Annotated in this window: 20 protein-coding genes; 9 read left to right on the top strand and 11 right to left on the bottom strand. The window is 65.9% G+C overall.

The window, feature by feature from the left end:
* From moaC to BLEFHOIH_RS00295, 6 genes are all read right to left on the bottom strand, one after another.
* Positions 1 to 486, bottom strand: a complete 486-nt coding sequence (gene moaC, locus BLEFHOIH_RS00320) for a cyclic pyranopterin monophosphate synthase MoaC (protein WP_280950399.1) — start codon at positions 484 to 486, stop codon at positions 1 to 3.
* The gene (gene trpC / locus BLEFHOIH_RS00315; protein WP_088342500.1) at positions 483 to 1,322 is read right to left on the bottom strand and encodes an indole-3-glycerol phosphate synthase TrpC; all 840 of its coding nucleotides are present in this window, start codon (positions 1,320 to 1,322) and stop codon (positions 483 to 485) included. Before trpC ends, moaC begins: the two co-directional genes overlap by 4 nt.
* A 4-nt stretch (positions 1,323 to 1,326) precedes the next feature.
* On the bottom strand, positions 1,327 to 2,358 hold the full coding sequence (gene trpD / locus BLEFHOIH_RS00310; RefSeq protein ID WP_088342499.1) for an anthranilate phosphoribosyltransferase: 1,032 nt from the start codon (positions 2,356 to 2,358) through the stop codon (positions 1,327 to 1,329).
* Positions 2,355 to 3,002 carry an aminodeoxychorismate/anthranilate synthase component II gene (locus BLEFHOIH_RS00305; RefSeq protein ID WP_088342498.1) on the bottom strand — a complete coding sequence of 216 codons (648 nt, stop codon included), beginning with the start codon at positions 3,000 to 3,002 and terminating at the stop codon, positions 2,355 to 2,357. Before BLEFHOIH_RS00305 ends, trpD begins: the two co-directional genes overlap by 4 nt.
* A 68-nt stretch (positions 3,003 to 3,070) precedes the next feature.
* A complete protein-coding gene (locus tag BLEFHOIH_RS00300; protein ID WP_088342497.1) occupies positions 3,071 to 3,607 on the bottom strand; it encodes a histidine phosphatase family protein in 537 nt (178 codons plus the stop codon).
* Between the two features lie 96 nt (positions 3,608 to 3,703).
* Positions 3,704 to 4,261: a hypothetical protein gene (locus BLEFHOIH_RS00295; protein WP_088342496.1), complete on the bottom strand. Its 558-nt coding sequence runs from the start codon at positions 4,259 to 4,261 to the stop codon at positions 3,704 to 3,706.
* Positions 4,262 to 4,542: 281 nt separating this feature from the next.
* Here BLEFHOIH_RS00295 and BLEFHOIH_RS00290 point away from each other — a divergent pair, with 281 nt between their 5' ends.
* A complete protein-coding gene (locus BLEFHOIH_RS00290; RefSeq protein WP_125461518.1) occupies positions 4,543 to 4,998 on the top strand; it encodes a hypothetical protein in 456 nt (151 codons plus the stop codon).
* Between the two features lie 24 nt (positions 4,999 to 5,022).
* Here the strand turns inward: BLEFHOIH_RS00290 and trpE are convergent, their stop codons facing one another.
* The gene (trpE, locus tag BLEFHOIH_RS00285; RefSeq protein ID WP_088342494.1) at positions 5,023 to 6,540 is read right to left on the bottom strand and encodes an anthranilate synthase component I; all 1,518 of its coding nucleotides are present in this window, start codon (positions 6,538 to 6,540) and stop codon (positions 5,023 to 5,025) included.
* Between the two features lie 62 nt (positions 6,541 to 6,602).
* Complete coding sequence (locus BLEFHOIH_RS00280; RefSeq protein WP_088342493.1) at positions 6,603 to 8,474, bottom strand: SurA N-terminal domain-containing protein; 1,872 nt, start codon at positions 8,472 to 8,474, stop codon at positions 6,603 to 6,605.
* Positions 8,475 to 8,615: 141 nt separating this feature from the next.
* Between BLEFHOIH_RS00280 and tpiA the strand changes: the two genes are divergently transcribed.
* The 4 genes from tpiA to BLEFHOIH_RS00260 all read left to right on the top strand — a co-directional run bounded on the left by tpiA (position 8,616) and on the right by BLEFHOIH_RS00260 (position 11,901).
* Positions 8,616 to 9,398 carry a triose-phosphate isomerase gene (gene tpiA, locus BLEFHOIH_RS00275; protein ID WP_088342492.1) on the top strand — a complete coding sequence of 261 codons (783 nt, stop codon included), beginning with the start codon at positions 8,616 to 8,618 and terminating at the stop codon, positions 9,396 to 9,398.
* Between the two features lie 52 nt (positions 9,399 to 9,450).
* Positions 9,451 to 9,990, top strand: a complete 540-nt coding sequence (locus tag BLEFHOIH_RS00270) for a hypothetical protein (protein ID WP_088342491.1) — start codon at positions 9,451 to 9,453, stop codon at positions 9,988 to 9,990.
* Between the two features lie 134 nt (positions 9,991 to 10,124).
* On the top strand, positions 10,125 to 10,505 hold the full coding sequence (gene secG, locus BLEFHOIH_RS00265) for a preprotein translocase subunit SecG (RefSeq protein WP_088342490.1): 381 nt from the start codon (positions 10,125 to 10,127) through the stop codon (positions 10,503 to 10,505).
* 493 nt (positions 10,506 to 10,998) lie between these two features.
* Positions 10,999 to 11,901, top strand: coding sequence for a DUF2167 domain-containing protein (locus tag BLEFHOIH_RS00260; RefSeq protein ID WP_088342637.1), 903 nt, complete (start codon positions 10,999 to 11,001; stop codon positions 11,899 to 11,901).
* A 242-nt stretch (positions 11,902 to 12,143) separates the two neighbouring features.
* Here BLEFHOIH_RS00260 and BLEFHOIH_RS00255 read toward each other — a convergent pair whose 3' ends face one another.
* Together BLEFHOIH_RS00255 and mdoH are read right to left on the bottom strand one after the other, a co-directional pair.
* Entirely contained in the window at positions 12,144 to 12,923 is a 780-nt protein-coding gene (locus BLEFHOIH_RS00255; RefSeq protein ID WP_088342489.1) for an FkbM family methyltransferase, read from the bottom strand.
* Positions 12,924 to 12,927: 4 nt separating this feature from the next.
* The gene (mdoH, locus tag BLEFHOIH_RS00250; protein ID WP_088342488.1) at positions 12,928 to 14,787 is read right to left on the bottom strand and encodes a glucans biosynthesis glucosyltransferase MdoH; all 1,860 of its coding nucleotides are present in this window, start codon (positions 14,785 to 14,787) and stop codon (positions 12,928 to 12,930) included.
* A 232-nt stretch (positions 14,788 to 15,019) separates the two neighbouring features.
* Here mdoH and BLEFHOIH_RS00245 point away from each other — a divergent pair, with 232 nt between their 5' ends.
* The 4 genes from BLEFHOIH_RS00245 to BLEFHOIH_RS00230 are packed head-to-tail and all read left to right on the top strand — an operon-like array spanning position 15,020 to position 18,199.
* Positions 15,020 to 15,889: a zinc-binding alcohol dehydrogenase gene (locus tag BLEFHOIH_RS00245; protein WP_245296804.1), complete on the top strand. Its 870-nt coding sequence runs from the start codon at positions 15,020 to 15,022 to the stop codon at positions 15,887 to 15,889.
* A gap of 44 nt (positions 15,890 to 15,933) precedes the next feature.
* Positions 15,934 to 16,338 (top strand): 6-carboxytetrahydropterin synthase, encoded by a 405-nt coding sequence (locus BLEFHOIH_RS00240; protein ID WP_088342486.1) that lies wholly within the window; start codon positions 15,934 to 15,936, stop codon positions 16,336 to 16,338.
* On the top strand, positions 16,335 to 17,384 hold the full coding sequence (locus tag BLEFHOIH_RS00235) for a glycosyltransferase family 4 protein (protein ID WP_088342485.1): 1,050 nt from the start codon (positions 16,335 to 16,337) through the stop codon (positions 17,382 to 17,384). Before BLEFHOIH_RS00240 ends, BLEFHOIH_RS00235 begins: the two co-directional genes overlap by 4 nt.
* Positions 17,381 to 18,199, top strand: a complete 819-nt coding sequence (locus BLEFHOIH_RS00230; RefSeq protein WP_088342484.1) for a class I SAM-dependent methyltransferase — start codon at positions 17,381 to 17,383, stop codon at positions 18,197 to 18,199. The genes BLEFHOIH_RS00235 and BLEFHOIH_RS00230 overlap by 4 nt, the downstream gene beginning before the upstream one ends.
* Positions 18,200 to 18,487: 288 nt before the next feature.
* Here the strand turns inward: BLEFHOIH_RS00230 and mscL are convergent, their stop codons facing one another.
* Positions 18,488 to 18,970: a large conductance mechanosensitive channel protein MscL gene (mscL, locus tag BLEFHOIH_RS00225; protein WP_088342483.1), complete on the bottom strand. Its 483-nt coding sequence runs from the start codon at positions 18,968 to 18,970 to the stop codon at positions 18,488 to 18,490.
* Positions 18,971 to 19,088: the final 118 nt, after the last annotated feature.

Here is a 19,088-nt window from a genome sequence, read left to right as displayed (position 1 = left end):
TTAGCGCCCCTTGGCCTTGTATGTGCCGGAGCGGCCGCCGGATTTCTCGATGACGCGGATGCCTTCGAAATGCATCGCCTTGTCGGCGGCTTTCAGCATGTCGTAGATGGTCAGGCAGGCGACCGAAACAGCCGTCAGCGCTTCCATTTCGACGCCGGTCTGGCCGCTGACCTTGACCAGCGCTTCGACACGCAGGCCCGGAGGCGTCGCGGTTTCCTCGAAATCGACCGTGACCTTGGTGATGGCGAGCGGATGGCAGAGCGGGATCAGCTCGTGGGTGCGCTTGGCGGCCATGATGCCGGCGATGCGGGCGGTCGCCAGCACGTCGCCCTTGGCGGCGGCACCTTCGCGGATCAGCGCCAGCGTTTCCGGCTGCATCACCACGAAACCCTCGGCGATGGCGGAGCGGGCGGTGACGGCCTTGTCCGAGACATCGACCATGTTCGCCTCGCCCCGCTCGTTGATATGGGAGAGGCTGGAGGTCACGCTGACGCCTCGCGATAGGCTGCGGGCGAGGTTTTGGGCGCGCCTTCGCCGGCCAGCAGCAGACGCGTCGCGCCCGCGACATCGGGCTGGCGCATCAGGCTTTCGCCGACCAAGAAGGCGTGCGCGCCGGCTCCGGCGAGACGCTGGATGTCGGCATGGGTGAAGATGCCGCTTTCGCTGACGGTGAGGCGGCCGCGCGGGATCAGCGGCATCAGCCTTTCGGTGACGCCGAGCGAGGTCTCAAAAGTCTTCAGGTCGCGATTGTTAATGCCGATCAAGGAGGTGGGAAGGCTGAGCGCGCGGTCCAGCTCGTCCTCATTGTGGACTTCGGCGAGCACATCCATGCCCCAGGCGTTCGCCGCGCCGGCCAGTTCCATGGCGAGGAAATCGTCGACGGCGGCCATGATGATGAGGATGCAATCGGCCCCGAGCGCGCGCGATTGCGGCACCTGATAGGGGTCGAGCATGAAATCCTTGCGCAGCACGGGGAGGGCGCAGACTTCGCGGGCGGCGAGCAGATGCTCGTCATCGCCGTGGAAGGAGGGGCCGTCGGTCAGGACCGAGAGACAGGCCGCGCCGCCCGCGGCATAGGCCAACGCGAGCGAGGCCGGGTCGAAATCCTCGCGGATCAGGCCGCGCGAGGGGCTGGCTTTCTTGATTTCGGCGATGAGGGCGTAGCGGCCTTCCTCGGCACAGGCCATTACGGTGGCGGCGAAGGGGCGGACATTGGGGGCATCCCCGGCCATCCGCTCGATCTCGGCGAGCGGGATCTTGGCCTTGGCCGCCGCGATTTCCTCGCGCTTGTAGCGGGCGATCTGTGCCAGGATTGTCGTCATGAGGTTACGTCTTGCCTCGCGCGATCAGCCGCTTGAGCGCCGCCGCCGCCTTGCCCTCGTCGATGGAGGCGGCGGCCAGTTCGGCGCCCTCGGCCAAGCTTTCAGCCTTGCCGGCGACGATCAAAGCCGCCGCGGCGTTGAGCAGGACGATGTCGCGGAACGGCCCTTTCTGCCCGTCGAGCAAGGCCAGGATCGAGGCCGCGCTTTCGGCGGGGGCGCCGCAGATCAGTCCTTCCAGCGTAACCCGGGCGAGACCAGCCTGTTCCGGCGTCACCTCGAATTGGCGCAGCTTGCCGTCCTTCAGCTCGACGACCTTCGAGACGCCGGTGGTGGACAGCTCGTCCAGCCCGTCCGCGCCATGCATGACCCAGACATGTTCCGCGCCAAGGCGCCGCATCACTTCGGCCAGCGGCTCGATCCAGACTTCCGAGAAGACGCCGATGAGCTGGCGCTTGGTGCCGGCGGGATTGGACAGCGGCCCGAGCAGGTTGAAGATGGTGCGCAGCTTCAGGCCGGCGCGCACGGGCGCGGCGTGGCGCATGGCGGAATGATAGGTCGGCGCGAACAGGAAGGCGATGCCGGTTTCGGCAAGCCTGCGCTCGGCTTCCTCCGGCGTCATGGCGAGGTTGATGCCGAGATGTTCGAGCACATCGGCGGCGCCGGACCGGGACGACACCGCCCGGTTGCCGTGCTTGGCGACGGGCACACCGAGGCCCGCCACGACGAAGGAGGTGGCGGTCGAGACGTTGAAGGTGCCCTTGGCGTCGCCGCCGGTGCCGACCACGTCGATGGCGCCGGCAGGACCGGCGATCTTGCGCATCTTGCCGCGCATCGAGCGCACCGCGCCCGCGATCTCGTCCACCGTCTCGCCGCGCGCGCGCATGGCGACCAGGAAGCCCGCGAGCTGCATTTCCGGCACGCCGCCTTCCATGATGGCGTCGAAGGCGCTGGCGGCGTCCTCCTCGCTCAAACGGCCGCCGGATGCGACCGTCTCGAAATGCGGCCGGAAGCGGGCGGCCGCGTCGTCGGTGGTCATCGCATCGCCTCCGGCGAGGTGCCGGTCATGACGGTGCGCGGCAGATCGAGGTTTTCCTTGATCGGGCGCCAGTTGATGCGGGCCATGCGCAGGAAATTCGCCAGCATGGCGTGGCCATAGGAGGAGGCGATGCTTTCCGGGTGGAACTGCACGCCGAAGACCGGCTGGCTGCGGTGCTGCAGCGCCATGATGAGCCCGTCCGAAGTGCTGGCGGTGATGCGCAGCGAGGAGGGCAGGGACTTTTCCTCGACCAGCAGCGAGTGATAGCGGGTGGCGCCGAATTCGGTCGGCAGGCCCTGGAAGATGCCCTCACTGGAATTGTAGATGGTCGAGACCTTGCCGTGCATCAGCTTGGGCGCACGGATGACCTTGCCGCCATAGGCATGGCCGATGGCCTGATGGCCGAGGCACACGCCGAGTAGCGGCACCCGGCCGTCGTTTTTCTCGATCAGCTCGAGGCAGATTCCGGCTTCGACGGGCGAACAGGGGCCGGGCGAGAGCACGATGGCGCGCGGCTCCTCGGCCAGCACGGCCTCGGCCGAGATCTTGTCATTGCGATAAACGCGGCAGGCCACGCCCAGATCGCCGAGATAGTGAACGAGGTTGTAGGTAAAGCTGTCGTAATTATCGATGAGCGTGATCATAACTCGCCTCCGCCGTGCCGGAGAGAACAGCAAAATTAGGCGCGGGCGTCCAGAGGAAAGCGCAGGAATTATGAGCGGCTTCCGCTCAAGGGCGCCGGAAGCTGCCTTGGCGCCATGAAAAACAGGAGGTGCCCGCCGCCCGGCTGGACGGCGGACCAGCCCGCCGCGTCGAAGCTCATCGCGGCGATGGCGGCCGAGGGAAATTTGTGGGCAATTTCGCGCCGGCCATCGGGATCGCCGCCGCCGATCAGCTTCAGCGCCAGGGCCTGGAGGCCCGGATTATGGCCGATCAGCATGAGGTGGCGGGTGTCGGCGGGCGCGGCGCGGATGATGGCGAGGAGGGCCGGGACGGTGGCATGGTAGATGGCGTCGAGGAATTGCGTTTCCGGGCGGGGCAGGGCGGCGAAAGCCAGATCGTGGGTTTCGCGGGTGCGCCGCGCGGTCGAGCAGAGGATGAGATCGGGGACGAGGCCGCGCCCGGCGAGGAATGCGCCCATGCGGGGCGCGGCCTCTTCGCCGCGCGGGGCGAGCGGGCGGTCGAAATCGGGCATCGACGGCTCCGCCCAGCTCGATTTGGCGTGGCGGAAAAGGGTCAGGGTGAGCATGGGTCAGCTTCGCGTGTGGGCGTTGAGCGGTCGCCGTAGCATCATATGGAGCAATCGCGACGAACACATCCCCCTTCACGCGGAAGCCAGCGCGCCTCATTCGCCCTTCTTGGCGACCCTTGCCGGCGGCTTGGGTTCATGCTCCTTCACGAATTGCGCGAGCTGGTCGAATTGCTGCAGATCGCAAATCAGCGCGTCTTGCGGGCAGAACCCGTCCTGCTTGGGCTTGCCGTGTTTCTTGATGATCTGGGCATAGCCTTCCATGAACGACTTGAGGCAATGTTCGGATATGCCGGTATCGACGGTCTTGGAATTGATCAGCTTGGCCGCGGCGTCCAGGTAATTGACCGAGATCAACAGATCGTTCTTCAGGGCCGCCCATTCCGCCTGACTGAGAAGCGGGGCGAGGTCGTCATATTGGCGCAGCAGCGGCAGCGCCCGCCGCACATTGCCGTGGCTTTTGGTCAGCACCTCCGATGTCAGAAATGTCTCGCAAATCCTGAAGGCATTGCGCGCCTGCTCCTCTTTCTCCTGGCTGGACGATTGCATCAGGCTGACCGCCAGCGAGACGATGCTGAACATCAGCGACAGAATAACCCCGTCGGCGAGCCAGGCGATCTTGCTTTTGGACGATTGTGCTTGGGAATCGGGCATCTATATCTCCAAGAATATCAATTGAAGAATACAGATGCATTTATACCACGGCGGCGAAGCAACGGCCCGGCGGAAAGGGGTGGTGTCAGCCGAAAGGGGAGTGTTCGGGGTTTGTGGTGTGTCCAATGTGCGTAGGGCGTGGCGCCAGCATTGGTCGAAAGGGCATCGACGGCTGCCGCCCGTCGATTTGTCTTCGCATTATGGAATACGCTTCTTGGCACTAAGCCAATATTTATGGTAAAATCGCAGCATCGTCATTTTCTGCCGACATGGAAGCGTCTTTGACAATACACCGCAAGGGGCTTAATCTAGACTCATCTCAGATCTCAATCGTATTTTTTGCGCTATTAATAATCGCGGTTATTTGCAACGCACGTGAGACCGGATTTTCTTACGGATTATTATTGTTAACAACTGTCATTCTTCCGATGCTGGTCCTTACGTGGTGGGATACCCGCCAAGTAACATCTCAAAACTGGCACATGCTTCTTATTGGTTTTTCGCAAAACGTGATTTTTGTGTTCTTTCTATTCGTGGCAACGACTTCAATTTTGGCATCGTATTATGGTATTAACGAGCTAGAAACGCCCCAAGAGCTTGAAGAAATCGCATCCTTTCATCGAAAGCTATTTCGTGCTCTGCCTTTTCCTGCCGATGATCTACTCAAGGATATCATCGCGTCGATCATCTCAACGCTTATTGGAGGCTTCATTACAAAACGGATGTTGAAGGGCTAATTGGCTCCGACAAAGCCGGTTAGCCTACTGCCCCCGCCTCGCCTCGCTCGCAAACCGGACCGCCTCTTCCGCCGCGCGGAACAGCGCCATGGCCTTGACCTCGCACTCGCGCTGCTCGCTGGCCGGTATCGAATCCGCGACGATCCCGGCGCCGGCCTGAACATACATCGTCCCGTCCTTGATCAGCGACGTGCGCAGCACGATGCAGCTATCCATTTCCCCGGTCGCGGAGAAATAGCCCACGCAGCCCGCGTAAAGCCCGCGCTTTTCCTTCTCCAGCTCGTCGATGATCTCCATCGCCCGCACCTTCGGCGCGCCCGACACCGTGCCGGCCGGAAAGCCCGCCATCAGCGCGCCGACGGCATCATGCTCCTCGGACAATTCGCCGATGACGTTGGAGACGATGTGCATGACCTGGCTGTAATATTCCAGGAAGAAGCTGTCGGTCACCTTCACCGTGCCGATCTTGGCGACGCGGCCGACATCGTTGCGGCCGAGATCGAGCAGCATCAGGTGTTCGGAGCGCTCCTTCTCGTCGGAGAGCAGGTCCTCGGCCAGCCATTTGTCCTCTTCCGGCGTCTCGCCGCGCCGCCTGGTGCCGGCGATCGGGCGGATGGTCACCTGGCCGCCGCGCACCCGCACCAGGATTTCCGGGCTCGATCCGGCCACCGCATAGTCCCCAAAATTGAGATAATAGAGGAATGGCGAGGGGTTGACCCGGCGCAGGGCGCGGTAGAGCGCGAAGGGCGGCAGGTCGAAGGGCGCGGAAAAGCGCTGGCTCAGCACCACCTGGAACACGTCGCCCGCCGCGATGTACTCCTTCGCCTTCTTCACCATGGTCTCATATTGGCGGGGCGTGGTGTTGGAGGTCGCCTGCGGCACGGCTAGGCTCGCCCCGTTCGGCGCGGCGGAATGGGCGAGCGGGGCGTCCAGCGCATCGACCACGGCGGAGAGCCGGTCGACGGCGCGGGACCAGGCGGTTTTCGCCGTCTGCCGCTTCTGCGGGCGCACCGGCGTGACGACGAAAATCTCGTCCTTCACATTGTCGAAGATCGCCATCACGGTCGGTCGGATCAGCACCGCGTCGGGAATGCCGATGGGGTCGGGATTGGGCTCGGGCAGGCTCTCGATCAGCCGCACCGTGTCGTAGCCCATATAGCCGAACACGCCGAGCGCCATCGGCGGCAGGCTGGCGGGCAGCTCCATGCGGGATTCGGCGAGCAGCTCGCGCAGCGAGGCCAGCGTGCCGCCCTTGCATTTGGTGAATTTGTTCGGCGACTTGCCTGGCGAGCGGTTGATCTCGGCCGCGTCGCCCTCGGCGCGCCAGACGATGTCCGGATCGAAGCCGAGCACGGAATAGCGCCCGCGCACCGCGCCGCCCTCGACCGATTCCAGCAGAAAGCTCATCGGCCGGTCGGCGCCGAGCTTCAGCATGGCCGAAACCGGCGTTTCGAGATCGGCGACGAGGCGCGTCCAAACCGCTTGCGGCTCGCCTCGATCATATGTCTCGGCAAAGTCTTCGAAACCGGGATAGAGCCGCATGGAACGCGCCTGTGATGGGGAGCCGCGCGGACAGGAGGCGTCCGCGCCTGTTGCTGCCGGGATTATTGTCCGATGATGGAGGCTATAGCGTTCTGGTTGATCTGCACGCCATAGCTCTTTTGCAACCCGCCGACATATTCGGTCAGAATATCCACACCAAGGCTGCGGCGCAGTTCGTCGCCCAGCGTCTTGGCCTGGGCCTCGTCGAGCGGGCCGGCCGAGGTGGTCTCGGTCACCTGCAGGATGGCCTGGCTGAGCCGGTCGGGCATCTGCACGGTGCCGACGCCGTCCTTGGGCAAGGTGAAGGCGAGCGAAACGGCGGTGCGCGGCAGACCCTGCGGCGCGGTCTCGCGCTTCACCGGCGGCGTGGTCACGACGGTCGCCTTGGCCTCGGCGGCGACGGCGTCGATGCCGGAAATGCGGGCCTTCTCGACCAGATCGTCGGCCTTGGCGCGGACGCGCTTGCGCGTCTCGTCCTGGATCCAGGCGGCCTTCACCTGATCCTTGACCTCCTCGAAGGGCTTTTGCCGCTGCGGCGTGATCTCATGCACGTCGACGAAGGCGTAGCCGTCGCCGAGCGTCACCGGATTGTTCTCGACGCCGACATCGCTCTGGAAGGCGAGATTGACGATGTCGCGCGTCGCCACCGCCGGATCGGCGGGCTTGCCGTCCGGGCCGATGCCGCGGCTGTCGAAGCTGTATTCGGCGTAATTCAGATGCAGCTTCTGCGCCGCCTCCGAGGCCTTGGAGCCGTTGGCGCGCTCATCCTCGACCGCGTCGTAAAGCTTGGCGATCTCCTGGGCCGCCCGGCTCTTGGCGAGCGTGTCGCGCACCTTGTCCTTGACCTCGTCGAACGTCTTTTCCGAACCCGGCTCGATCTTAGTGACGCGGACGATGACCGGCGAAAAGCTGTCGACCGGCGCGCTCGGCTTGTCGAGCGTCACGGAGAAGGCGGCCTCCGCCAGCTTCTTGTCGGCGAGCTGCGACTTGGCGAAGGTGCCGAGCGACATGTCGCTGTCCTTCAGGCCGAGCTCTTTGCCGAGCGCCAGGAAATCGGTGCCCTTGGCGAGCTTGTCGGCGCCCTCGCGGGCGGCGGCCATGTCCTTGAAGATGATCTGCTGGATGGTGCGGCGCTCGGGCGTCGAATAGCTGGCCTTGGTCGCCTCATAGGCCGCCTTGACGTCGTCATCGGTCAGCGAAATGGTGTCCTTGATGGCGTCCGGCGTCAGCAGCAGCACGCCGATCTTGCGGATCTCAGGCGCCGTGTAGCTGGTCTTGTTGTCCTCGTAATAGCTGGTGAGCGCGGCATCGTCCGGCGGCGTCACCTCGCCGACGGACGACGGCGGCAGCACGAAATATTTCAGCACCCGCTCGTCATTGCGGTAGTGGTTGACGGCGTCGAGCAGCGTCTTGGGCACGAAGGCGCCGCGGCCGAGCGCGCTGACCACCTGCTGGCGGATCATCTCCTCGCGCTGCAGATTGACGAAGCCCGGCTCGCTCATGCCGATATTGCGCAGCACCTCCTGGAAGCGCTGCGGGTCGAAACTGCCATTGGCGCCCTGGAAGGACGGCTCCGCCTTGATGGCATCGGCGACGGCGGTGTCGGAGATGCCGAGCTTGAGCGCATCGGCATGGATGTCGATGGCGGTGGTGCCGATCAGGTTTTCGAGCACGCGCTGGCCGAGGCCATAGCTGCGCGCTTCCTGGCTGGTCAATTGCCGGCCGAGCTGATTGCTGACCATGGCGATCTGGTTCTGATAGTCGCGCTGGAATTCCTGCGGCGAGATCGTCCGGCCGCCGACTTCGGCCAGATGGGTCTGCCCGCCCATGCGAAAAATATCGGCGACGCCCCAAACGGCGAAGCTGATGACAAGAATGCCGAGCAGGCCCTTGACGACCCAGCTCCCCGCACTTTTTCTCAGAGCGTTCAACATGTTTTTATCGTTTCCATACCAGCTATGGGCAATGATGCGCTGGCGGACGGCGAAGGTCCGCGGCGCTTGCCTGAAAATTGTCTTGGAATTAGATCAAGTCTGCGGCGAACATAAAGTCAAGGCCGAAAGGCGGGGAAATCAATGGCTGAGATCAGGCCGCTCATTGCCGGCAATTGGAAAATGAACGGGGTGGCCGCGTCACTCGCCGAACTCGACGCCTTGCGCGAGGGCGTAAGCGAGGGAGGCTTCGGCCAGGGCGTCGATGTGATGGTCTGCCCGCCCGCCACGCTGCTCGCGGCGGCGGCTGCGCGGGTCAAGCATACGCCCGTCGCCATCGGCGCGCAGGATTGCCACATCAAGGCGTCCGGCGCCTTCACCGGCGATCTGTCCGCACCGATGCTGGCCGATAGCGGCGCCGTCGCCGTCATCGTCGGCCATTCCGAGCGCCGCTCCGGCCATGGCGAGCGCGACCAGGACGTGCGGGCCAAGGCCGAGGCCGCCCATGCGGCGGGCCTCACCGCCATCATCTGCATCGGCGAGACCGCCGGCGAGCGCCGGCTCGGCCTGACGCTGCCGGTGATCGGGCGGCAATTGGCGGGCTCGCTGCCCAAGGCCGCGACGGCGGCCAATACGGTCATCGCCTATGAGCCGGTCTGGGCCATCGGCACCGGCCTGACGCCGACGCTGGCCGATGTCGCCGAAGTGCATCAATTCATCCGCGCCGAACTCGCGCGCCTCGCCGGCGCCGATATTGCCGGGGCGACGCGCATCCTTTACGGCGGCTCGGTGAAACCCGATAATGCAGCCGAGCTGTTGACAATCGAGGGCGTCGATGGCGCACTGGTCGGGGGGGCCAGTCTCAAGGCCCGGGACTTTCTGGCGATCATCGCGGCGGGGGCCGCGCCGTCCCGCTCGCCCGCATAGGCTTTTCGCCATGGGCCGGGTGAGATTACGGGTTCTAGATTTAGGTGTTCACATGCTCTTGCGTCCGCTCTCGCGACCTCTTCCGTCGCTGCTCCTCGGCTTTGCGGTGACCTTTTTGGCGGCCGCGCCGCGCGGCGCCGGCGCCCATCCGCTCGATGAGGAGACCTGCAACCGCCTGCGCACGGAGCGCCAGTCGCTGGCGACCTTGGGCGCCGACAAGAATTTCGAACGCGGCGCGGACTGGGCCAAGGTCAATCTCAAACCGGCCGATCTCAATCTGGTGAAGCGCTATCTCGACGTCTTCGAGCAGATCAAATTCCGCTGCGAGAAGATCGCCGCAGTGGCCGAGCCGGAAGAGAAGGACGAGGACGACGATGAGGGCGAGGCCGGAGGGCTCGGCGCGCCGCCCGTGCCCGAGCGCAACGGGACGCGCCCGGCGCCGGCCAAGGCCGCCCTGCAGCCGCCGCCGGCCCTCGCCATGCCGGAGGCCGACGAGCCGAATTCCACCGAGATCGTCAAATCGCCCGGCAAGCGCCCGACCAACGCCAGCGCCGTGCAGCTCGGCGCCCGCAAGGACCTGCCGACACGGTGAATCCTGCCTGTTCAGGGGCCGCCAGGATCGATTTGCCGTCTAGGGCTGGAAAAACGCGCCGCCGGCCCTAATCTCTGGTCATCGCCGGTGAAATGCTGTACACCGCACCAAATTCCGCAAATAGAAGAAGACACATGACGACGGTCATACTCGTACTCCATCTGATGATCGCAGCGGCCCTGGTGGCCGTCGTTCTGATTCAACGCTCCGAAGGCGGCGCGCTCGGCATCGGCGGCGGTGGCGGCGGCTTCATGACGGGGCGCGGCGCCGCCAATCTTCTCACCCGCGTGACCGCCGTGCTCGCGGCCGCTTTCTTCGGCACCAGCATCCTGCTCGCCGTGATGGCCAGCAGCAGCCGCGGCCCCAGCTCCATCCTCGATCCGGGCGGCCAGCCCGCCAGCAACGCCCCCGCTCCGGCGAGCGACGGCGGCCTGCCCAAGCTCAGCCCGCTGATCCCCTCGGCGCCCCCCGCCGCCCCGGCCCCGACCGGGCCGCAGGTTCCCAAGTCGCAATAGGGTTTTGCGCCGGGCGCAGTGCCGTTGGCTCTGATTTTTGCCATCTCCGCGCGAGCGGGGATGGCATTTGCGTTTCTGCGCTCACGATCGAGCGAACGGTCCGGGATCGCCGCCCGTGCCTTTAAAGGCTCTCCCCTTGAGGACGGGTGGCTCCGGCAAGGGTCAACGCGTTGCATCCGCACTCTCGCATCCCGGCTCGCGGCTCGCACTGTGCCCCGGAAGGCGCGCTCGTGCAGCAAGTTTGCCCGAGCCGGCTTTGCCGGGCCTTCCGGGGTTGGCCGCGTCACTCCAGCCTCATAATATGACGCCCAAGACATTCTCCAGCTTAATCGCGGCATGACGAGAATTTCTCATGCCCGTCAGCAATTTAAGCAAGCAGGCGCTGAACGGGGCAAGGATGAGGGGGGACCCGCGCGCCGCCTTGTCTCGATTGAGCCGAAGAGTAGTTCCGCATTGCTTGCCCGCGTGTATTCATCGAGGTGACAACGTGAAGATGAGAGTTCTGGCCGCTACGGCCATCATTGCGTTTTCGGCGGCGGGCGCGGAAGCGAGGCCGTTCCAAGATCTGTTCGGCCTGCGAAAATATGAAAACCCCGAGCTCCAGCAATTCCTCGAAAGCCTGGACTATCAGGACGGCGCCGTGACGCTGGGCGACAGCGGCGTGCGGCTCAACGTGCCGCGCGGCTTCTATTACCTTTCGCCCGAGCATTCCCGGCGCGTCATCGTCGACGCCTGGGGCAATCCGCCCGGGGCCGGCGACGGGGTGCTCGGCATGGTCCTGCCCTCGAGCAGGACGCCGGTCGAAGATGGCTGGGGCGCCATCGTCAGATTCGAGGCGGACGGCTATGTCTCCGACGCGGACGCCGCCAGCATCAATTATGACGAGCTGCTCAAGCAGATGCAGGACGCCTCCGTCGAGAGCAGCCAGGAGCGGGTGAAGCAGGGCTTCCCCTCGGTTCGCCTCGTCGGCTGGGCCTCGCCTCCCTATTACGACCCGGCGACGCATAAGCTGCATTGGGCCAAGGAGATCGAGTTCGGCGGCACGCCTGCGCATACGCTGAACTATGACGTGCGGGCGCTGGGCCGCAAGGGCGTCCTGGAGATGCGCTTCGTCGGCGGCATGGAACAGCTCGCCGAGATCAAGGCGGTCATTCCGACGGTCCTCGCCATGCCCGAATTCACCGTCGGCGCGCGCTACGAGGATTACCTGCCGGGCACGGACACGGTCGCGGCCTATGGCATCGGCGCGCTGATCGCCGGAAAGGCCGCGAGCAAGGCCGGCCTCCTGGTCCTCGCGCTGGCCGTCCTGAAGAAGGGCTGGGTGGTGATCGTGCTGGCGCTGGGCGGGGCCTGGAAATGGATCTCGCGGTTTTTCGGGCAAAAGCCGGAGGCGTAGAACCGCACGCAACCTTACAAAACCCGGCAATTTACTCCGTCGCCCCGGCCGTCAGAGCCGGGGCCTACTCGCCTCTCACCTTGCCGCAGCAATAGCGGAAATAGGATTGGGTCCCGGCTCGGCCTGACGGCCGTCCGGGACGACGAGAGGAGAGGCCCAGGAGATACGCGAAGGTCTCCATGGGAGCGGGCAAGGCCGCGGCGCTTTAAGGCGCTGAATATGATCGCTCCGAGCCGACGGGCTCAGCGCGCGAGATGGGCGTAGATGTCGCCGGAATTGGCGCTGTGGGGCAGGGCGCGGATGAAGGCGCGCATCTCCTCCGCGCTGACGCCATCGGCGAATTCCAGCTTCTGGCTTTCGCCGAGCGCGGCGTTGAAGCGGTAAGCCCCGAGCGCGCTCAGCCGGTCGATGCAGCCGAAGGCGACGTCGCGCTGGATGGTGGTGAACTCGAAGGACAGTTTCGGCAAAGCGCGGCTCAGGCCCTTCAGCACATGCAGCTCAAAACCCTCGACGTCGATCTTGACGAAAGCGGGCTCGCCATGCTGGGCGATCAGCTCGTCGAGCGTGACGGCGGGGACGGAGATGGTCTCGTCCCAGTTCTGGCCCTCCCAGCCCTCGGCGCCGCGCGCGGCGTCCATGAAGCCGAGCGAGGCCGTCGAGACGGTCGGATTGGCGGTATTGACATGGAAGGTCACCGTGCCGGGCGCATCGCCGACGGCGCGCTGCAGCAGCGTGACCTGCCGGTCGCGGCCGTAGCGCAGCCGCAGCCAGCGGAAGGCGGCCGGCTGCGGCTCGGCGGCGATGACGCGGGCGCCCAGGCTACGGAAGGCGCCGATGCGGTCGCCGACATGCGAGCCGATGTCGAAGACCAGATCGCCCTTGGCCACCATGGTCCCGTACAGCGCCACCATTTTGCGGCGATGCACGGGATTGGCGTAATAGATCCGCAGCGAGCGGGCGATGCCCGCCGCGCCGCGAAGCGACCGCCGCAGACGCACGAAGCGGGTCGGCGCTGGCCCCATCGCTCTAGCTGCTCGCGGCGGCGGGAGCGAGGTCACCGGAGGGACCGGCCGGCATGTCGGGACCGCCCAGCTTCAGATCCGGGCCGGTGAGGCGGCCCAGATCGCGCGGCGTCTCGCGTTCCTCGGGGATGGCGCAGAGGCCGATCCGCACCATGAAGCGGCCGACGCGCGGCGAGGCGGTCAGCACCGCGAAGGGCGCGGCGAAGACGAGGCCCGACAGGAGCGGCAGGGCCCAGATCAGCACGCCCGGCGCTTTCCAGCCGAGGATGCCGAGGATGACTAGGCCGAACAGCGTCTGCGGCCACAGGCCGGCAAAGGCGGTTGCCCAGCTCAGGCCATGCGTGTCGCGCTGCTGGCCGCTCCAGATCACGCTGCGCCCGAACAAGAGGCTGACCATGAAGATGGAGAGGCGGATGGCGGCGATCGGCGACAGCATGATCGAGAACACGATCTCGGTCAGGCTGCTGGCGAGGAAGCGCAGCGGCCCGCCATAGCGCGTGATGGCGCCCGGCGTGAAGGCGGCATCCAGCATCCCCGCGATCTTCGGCGTGATGCTCATCAGGAAGGAGCCGGCGAACAGCGCGATGCCGAGCTCGATCTCCTTCGGCCCGATTTCCGGGTCGAACACCTTGGCGACCGACAGGGCGATCATCACCGTCCAGGCCAGCGGGGCGATGTACATGAAGATGCCCATGGCGATCTGGAAGCGGCTCAGTGGCAGGAGGCCCGGCAGCCCGACCAGCCGCCAATATTGCATGTTGCCCTGGCACCAGCGCAGGTCGCGCTTGGTGAAATCGAGCAGGGTGGGCGGGTTCTCCTCCCAGCTCTCGCCCTCGACCGGCAGCACGCGCACTTCGTAATTGGCGGCGCGCATCAAGGTCGCCTCGATCTGGTCGTGGCTGAGCACGCAGCCGCCGAGCGGCGGCTTGCCGGGCAGAAGCGGCAATTCGCAGAAGCGGGCAAAGGGGGCGACGCGGATGACGGCGTTATGTCCCCAATAGGGCCCGCAATCGGCGTTCCACCAGGCGTTGCCCATGGTGTAGGAGCGCATGCCGTGCCGCATGCCGAACTGGAAGATGCGCGCGAAAGCGCTGGTCGAAGGCGCGCCGGTGACGAGGCTCTGCAGGATGCCGAGGCGCGGATGGGTCTGCATGATGCGGACGAGCTTCACCATTTCGGCGCCCGACATCAGGCTGTCGGCGTCGAGCGGCAGCATCAGGTCGTAGGCGCCGCCCCAGCGCTCGAGAAAGTCGCGCAGATTGCCGGCCTTGTAGCCGTCATTGCGGGTGCGGCGGCGATAGGCGGTGCGGCTCGCATCGGCGAATTCGGCTTCCCATTCGGCGAACAGGCGCTCTTCCTCCGCCGCGACGGCGGGGATGTCGGTGTCGCTCAGCACGTAGAAATCGAAGCGGCTATCCTCGCCGGTGCGCTCCAGGCTCTCCTTCATGATGCGCAGCCGCACGAAGGCGCGCGCCGGGTCTTCGTTGCGCAGCGTCATCAGGACGGCGGTGCGCAGCGCGATCGGCCCGGTCTCATCCGGGATGTCGGCAAAAGGGCTGACGGCCGCCAGCGGGTCCTTGGAGAAATGCAAAAGGCAGAAGCCGATGATGGCATTCCAGAAGCCCATCACGGTCCACGGGGTCGAGAGCGCGAAGGCGGTGAAGATGCCCACATCCAGCCACGTCCAGCCATCGCTGCCCATGACGCGGCCGAGCACGTAAAGCAGTCCGGCGATGGTCGCCAGCGTCAGCGTCGCCATGAACAGGCGCCGCCTGAAAAGCGTTCGCGTTTCTTGGAATCCCCCAGGCGTCAAGCGCGCATTGAGCAGGGGTGCGTCAAGGCGCAGCGGCGATTGGTCGTTCATTCGGCTGTTTCCCCGTGGAATGTCAGCGGCGGTGGCTCAGAAACACGTGAGGGCGTGGTATAATTCGATGGCAGAACAGCGAGGGTTCATGGAACTGAAGGACACGCCAGCCGAGAGAGGGTCTCAACCCCGTGCGCTTTACTATGATGCCCCGTTTTCCGCGAGTATCCGGACTCTGCAAAACCCAATATTAATGGAACATGACGGGGCTAAGGCGGATGTGCTCATACGGATGACATATTCCGGGCTGAGCCGGGGGACGGAGCGGCTGGTTTTCGAGGGTCGGCTGCCGGAAAGCGAATGGGGGCGGATGCGGGCGCCTCACCAATCGGGTGATTTCCCCTTCCCGGTCAAGTACGGCTATTCGGCCGTCGGCCTCGTCGAGGCGGGACCCGCTGCGCTCATCGGCCGCAGGGTGTTCGCCCTCTACCCGCATCAGACGCATTTCGCGCTGCCGGAAAGCTGGGTCATCCCGCTGCCGGATGCGGTGCCGTCGCGCCGCGCGATCCTGTCCGCGAACATGGAGACGGCGCTGAATGCGCTCTGGGATAGCGGCGCGGCCGCCGGGCAGCGCATCGCGGTGATCGGCGCCGGATTGGTCGGCTGCCTGATCGCCAGTCTTGCGGCGCGGCTGCCGGGGGCGCAGGTGACGCTGATCGACATTCTGCCGGAGCGGGCGCAGATCGCCGCGGCGCTCGGCGCGCGTTTCAGCACGCCGGCGGAGGCCGAGCCGGGCGCCGAGATCGTCTTCCATACCAGCGCCTCGGAAGCGGGCCTGCGTCTCGCCCTCGACATTGCCGCTTTCGAAGGCCGCATCGTCGAGGTGAGCTGGTTCGGCGACAAGCAGATCAGTTTGCCGCTCGGCGGCGCTTTCCATAGCCAGCGCCTGCAGATCATCTGCTCCCAGGTCGGCCATGTCGCGACGCCCATGCGCGCCAGCAAAACCCACCGCGAACGGCTTGAAACGGCCATCGGCTTGCTGGATGATGCCCGCCTCGACGCGCTGATTACCGGCGAAGTCGCCTTCGACGATCTGCCCGCCGCCCTGCCGCGCCTGCTCGCGGCCGACGCGAGCGGCATCGCCACCGCGATCCGCTACTGAACGCCACGCTCCGACACCTTGACCCCTGCATTGAGGAGGCCGTCTTGTACGCACTCGAAGTCCGCGACCACATCATGATCGCGCACAGCCTGCCGAACGAATTTTTCGGCCCGGCGCAGAAAATGCACGGCGCCACTTTCGTCGTCGATGTCGCCTTCTTCCGCGAGACCCTCGACGAGCACAACGTCGTCGTCGATATCGGCCGCGCCTCCGAAGCGCTCGCCGCCGTGCTGAAGCCGGTGAACTACGCCAATCTGGACGAGGTCCCGGCCTTCCAGGGCCAGCTCACCACCACCGAATTCCTCTGCCGCTACATCTTCAACGAGATGGGCAAGGCGGTCAGCGCCGGAAAGCTCGGGCCGGGCTCGGAAGGCTTGGCGCGGCTGCGCGTCACGCTGCGCGAAAACCATCTGGCGCGCGCCTGGTTCGAAGGGCCGGTCGGCGCGTGACCAAACTCAGCTTCGCCATCCCCGGCGATCTCGCAACGCCGACCGGCGGCTATGCCTATGACCGGCAGGTGATGGCGCTCCTGCCGCAGCACGGCATCGAGGTCGCCCATCTGCTGCTGCCGGGCGGCTTCCCGTTTCCCTCCGAGGAAGAGGTGCTGGAGACGGCCCGGCTGCTCGCCAGCGTCGCCGACGATACGGTGCTGCTGGTCGACGGGCTGGCATCCGGCGCGCTGCCTGCGGAGTGCTTTGCCGAGCTCAGCGCCCCGGTCGTGGTGATGCTGCATCATCCGCTCGGGCTCGAGACCGGGCTGGACGAGGCGGCGAGCCGCAAGCTGCTAGCGACGGAGAAAGCGGCGCTCGGCTTTGCGCGGCATATCATCGTCACCAGCCGTACGACGGCTGCGACGCTGATCGAGCTGGGCTTTGCGCCCCCGCCCCCCGTCACCATCGCCGAGCCGGGGACCGAGCGGGCGCCGCGCGCGGCAGGGAGCGGCGAGAGCGGCTGCCAGATCCTCAGCATCGGCTCCGTGGTGCCGCGCAAGGGGCATGATCTGCTCGTCGAAGCCTTATCGCGGCTGACGCATCTCGACTGGCAATGCACCATCGCCGGCAGCCTGGACCGCGACGGCGATTTCGCCGGGCCGCTGGTCCGCCGCGTCGAGGCGGGCGAATTGCGCGACCGCATCCGTTTCGCCGGGGTGCTCCCCGGCGAGACGCTGCCCGCGCTTTACGCCGCCGCCGACATCTTCGCCATGCCCTCGCGCTATGAGGGCTACGGCATGGTTTTCGCCGAAGCGCTGGCGCGCGGGCTGCCCGTCGTCGCGGCGCGGGCGGGCGCGGTGCCGGATACGGTGCCGCCGGAGGCCGGCATTCTGGTGCTGAGCGAGGATGTGGACGCGCTGACCGAGGCGCTGGCGTCGCTGATCACCGACCGAGCGCTGCGGCAAAAACTGTCCGACGCCGCCTGGGCGCATGCCGAAACGCTGCCGCGCTGGGACGATACGGCCAAGATCATCGCCAAAGTGGTGAAAGAGGTATCGGCATGAGCGGCTTTTCGCCCGAATGGCTCCGCCTGCGCGAGCCCGCCGACCACCGCGCCCGCGATGCCGGGCTGGTCGCGCGGCTGGCGGCGCATCTGGCGGGGCGGGATAAGGTCAGCGTGGTCGATTTCGGCTGCGGCACCGGCTCGAACTTGCGTGCGCTGGCGCCCGCGCTGCCCGGGAGGCAGAGCTGGCGGCTTGTGGATTACGATCCGCGCCTGCTGGCGGCCGCGCGGGGCGCGATCGAGGCGTGGGATGGCAAGGCGAAGCTGGCCGGGCTGGCCGTGCAATTCGAGACCGCCGATCTGCGCACCCACCTCGCCCGCCTGCTGGCCGAGGACGGCGACCTCGTCACCGCCGCCGCGCTGTTCGACCTCGTCTCGACCGACTGGCTAGGCAGCTTTGTGACGCTCCTCGCCGAGCACCGCCGCGCCTTCTACACCGTGCTGATCTATGACGGCCTCATGCGCTGGCACCCGGCCCACCCGCTCGACGGCCGCATCACCGCCGCCTTCAACGCCCATCAGCAGACCGACAAAGGCTTCGGCCCCGCCGCCGGCGCGGAAGCCGGCCCGTTCCTTGCCGCCCGCCTGCGCGAGTCGGCCTTCGACGTCTGGGAGGCCTCGACACCCTGGCTGCTCGACCGCAAGGAATTGCCGCTGATCCTCGCCGTGTGCGAAGGCGTCGCCCAGGCCGCGCGCGAAACCGGCGCAATATCGGACGCCGAAGCCGCCGACTGGCTCGCTTCGCGCAAGGCGCTGGAGCGCTGCGAAATCGGCCATCTCGACATCCTCGCGCTGCCCCGTGCCTCGATTAGGTGAGATGGATCGACCCGCCTACCCCCTGAACCGAAATCCCCGCGAAGGCGGGGACCAGTATTTACAAACTCGAAATCGACTTTCTGCCCAACCACTTACGCTGCGGCGTACTGGATCCCCGCCTTCGCGGGGATTTCGAGAGACTGAGGCGCCTCCACATCCTCGTCGCCCCGGCCGTCAGAGCCGGGGCCTACTCGCCTCACCTCTTGCCGCAGTGCTCGCGGATCGATGATTGGGTCCCGGCTCACCGCTTCGCGGCGTCCGGGACGACGAGGGGAGGAGCCTCGGGTCTCAATGCCCGTCCGGCAGCACGCTGCGGGCGTCGCGGGCGAGGATATCGCGGATCTCGGTCAGCAGCTTCACCTCCTCGGGCGTCTTCTCCGGCTTTTCGGCGCCGCGGCGGAAGCGGTTGAGCTGCTTCACCAGGAGGAAGATCACGAAGCCGACGATGACGAGGTTGATCAGCGCGTTGAAGAACTTGCCATAGGCGATCACCGCATGGCCGGATTTCTGCGCCGCGTCGACCGAATCGGCGGCCGGCTTGAAGCCGAAGAAGGAGGACAGGTCGGCGTAATAGTTGGAGAAGTCGACGCCGCCCACGATGAAGCCGATCGGCGGCATCAGAACATCGTTAACCAGCGACGTCACCATGCCGGAGAACGCCGCGCCGATGATGAAGGCGACCGCCAGATCGAAGGCATTGCCTTTCAGGATGAACTCCTTGAACTCGCTGAGACCGCTCGTCACCACTGATGGAATCTTGTCGCGTATCATCCTCGATCCTCCAAATGCCCCGTCGCCCGCCGCAATCGTGCATGATTCGTTGCGTTCTACGCAGGAGGACTTAACAATATATTGTGGCGCGGCACCTGGAAAATCGCCCCCCGCTGAG

The sequence above is a fragment of the Rhodomicrobium sp. R_RK_3 genome (genome assembly GCF_002198715.1).
Lineage (GTDB): Bacteria > Pseudomonadota > Alphaproteobacteria > Rhizobiales > Rhodomicrobiaceae > R-RK-3.
The sequence above is the reverse complement of the archived record's forward strand: the minus strand, read 5'-3'. Positions and strand labels throughout refer to the sequence as shown.

Excerpts from the sequence above, each read along its gene's own strand:
- trpC (WP_088342500.1), bottom strand. The coding sequence starts at position 1,322 with ATGACGACAATCCTGGCACAGATCGCCCGCTACAAGCGCGAGGAAATC.
- trpD (WP_088342499.1), bottom strand. The coding sequence starts at position 2,358 with ATGACCACCGACGACGCGGCCGCCCGCTTCCGGCCGCATTTCGAGACG.
- BLEFHOIH_RS00305 (WP_088342498.1), bottom strand. The coding sequence starts at position 3,002 with ATGATCACGCTCATCGATAATTACGACAGCTTTACCTACAACCTCGTT.
- BLEFHOIH_RS00300 (WP_088342497.1), bottom strand. The coding sequence starts at position 3,607 with ATGCTCACCCTGACCCTTTTCCGCCACGCCAAATCGAGCTGGGCGGAG.
- BLEFHOIH_RS00295 (WP_088342496.1), bottom strand. The coding sequence starts at position 4,261 with ATGCCCGATTCCCAAGCACAATCGTCCAAAAGCAAGATCGCCTGGCTC.
- trpE (WP_088342494.1), bottom strand. The coding sequence starts at position 6,540 with ATGCGGCTCTATCCCGGTTTCGAAGACTTTGCCGAGACATATGATCGA.
- BLEFHOIH_RS00280 (WP_088342493.1), bottom strand. The coding sequence starts at position 8,474 with ATGTTGAACGCTCTGAGAAAAAGTGCGGGGAGCTGGGTCGTCAAGGGC.
- tpiA (WP_088342492.1), top strand. The coding sequence starts at position 8,616 with ATGGCTGAGATCAGGCCGCTCATTGCCGGCAATTGGAAAATGAACGGG.
- BLEFHOIH_RS00270 (WP_088342491.1), top strand. The coding sequence starts at position 9,451 with ATGCTCTTGCGTCCGCTCTCGCGACCTCTTCCGTCGCTGCTCCTCGGC.
- secG (WP_088342490.1), top strand. The coding sequence starts at position 10,125 with ATGACGACGGTCATACTCGTACTCCATCTGATGATCGCAGCGGCCCTG.
- BLEFHOIH_RS00260 (WP_088342637.1), top strand. The coding sequence starts at position 10,999 with ATGAGAGTTCTGGCCGCTACGGCCATCATTGCGTTTTCGGCGGCGGGC.
- BLEFHOIH_RS00255 (WP_088342489.1), bottom strand. The coding sequence starts at position 12,923 with ATGGGGCCAGCGCCGACCCGCTTCGTGCGTCTGCGGCGGTCGCTTCGC.
- mdoH (WP_088342488.1), bottom strand. The coding sequence starts at position 14,787 with ATGAACGACCAATCGCCGCTGCGCCTTGACGCACCCCTGCTCAATGCG.
- BLEFHOIH_RS00245 (WP_245296804.1), top strand. The coding sequence starts at position 15,020 with ATGACATATTCCGGGCTGAGCCGGGGGACGGAGCGGCTGGTTTTCGAG.
- BLEFHOIH_RS00230 (WP_088342484.1), top strand. The coding sequence starts at position 17,381 with ATGAGCGGCTTTTCGCCCGAATGGCTCCGCCTGCGCGAGCCCGCCGAC.
- mscL (WP_088342483.1), bottom strand. The coding sequence starts at position 18,970 with ATGATACGCGACAAGATTCCATCAGTGGTGACGAGCGGTCTCAGCGAG.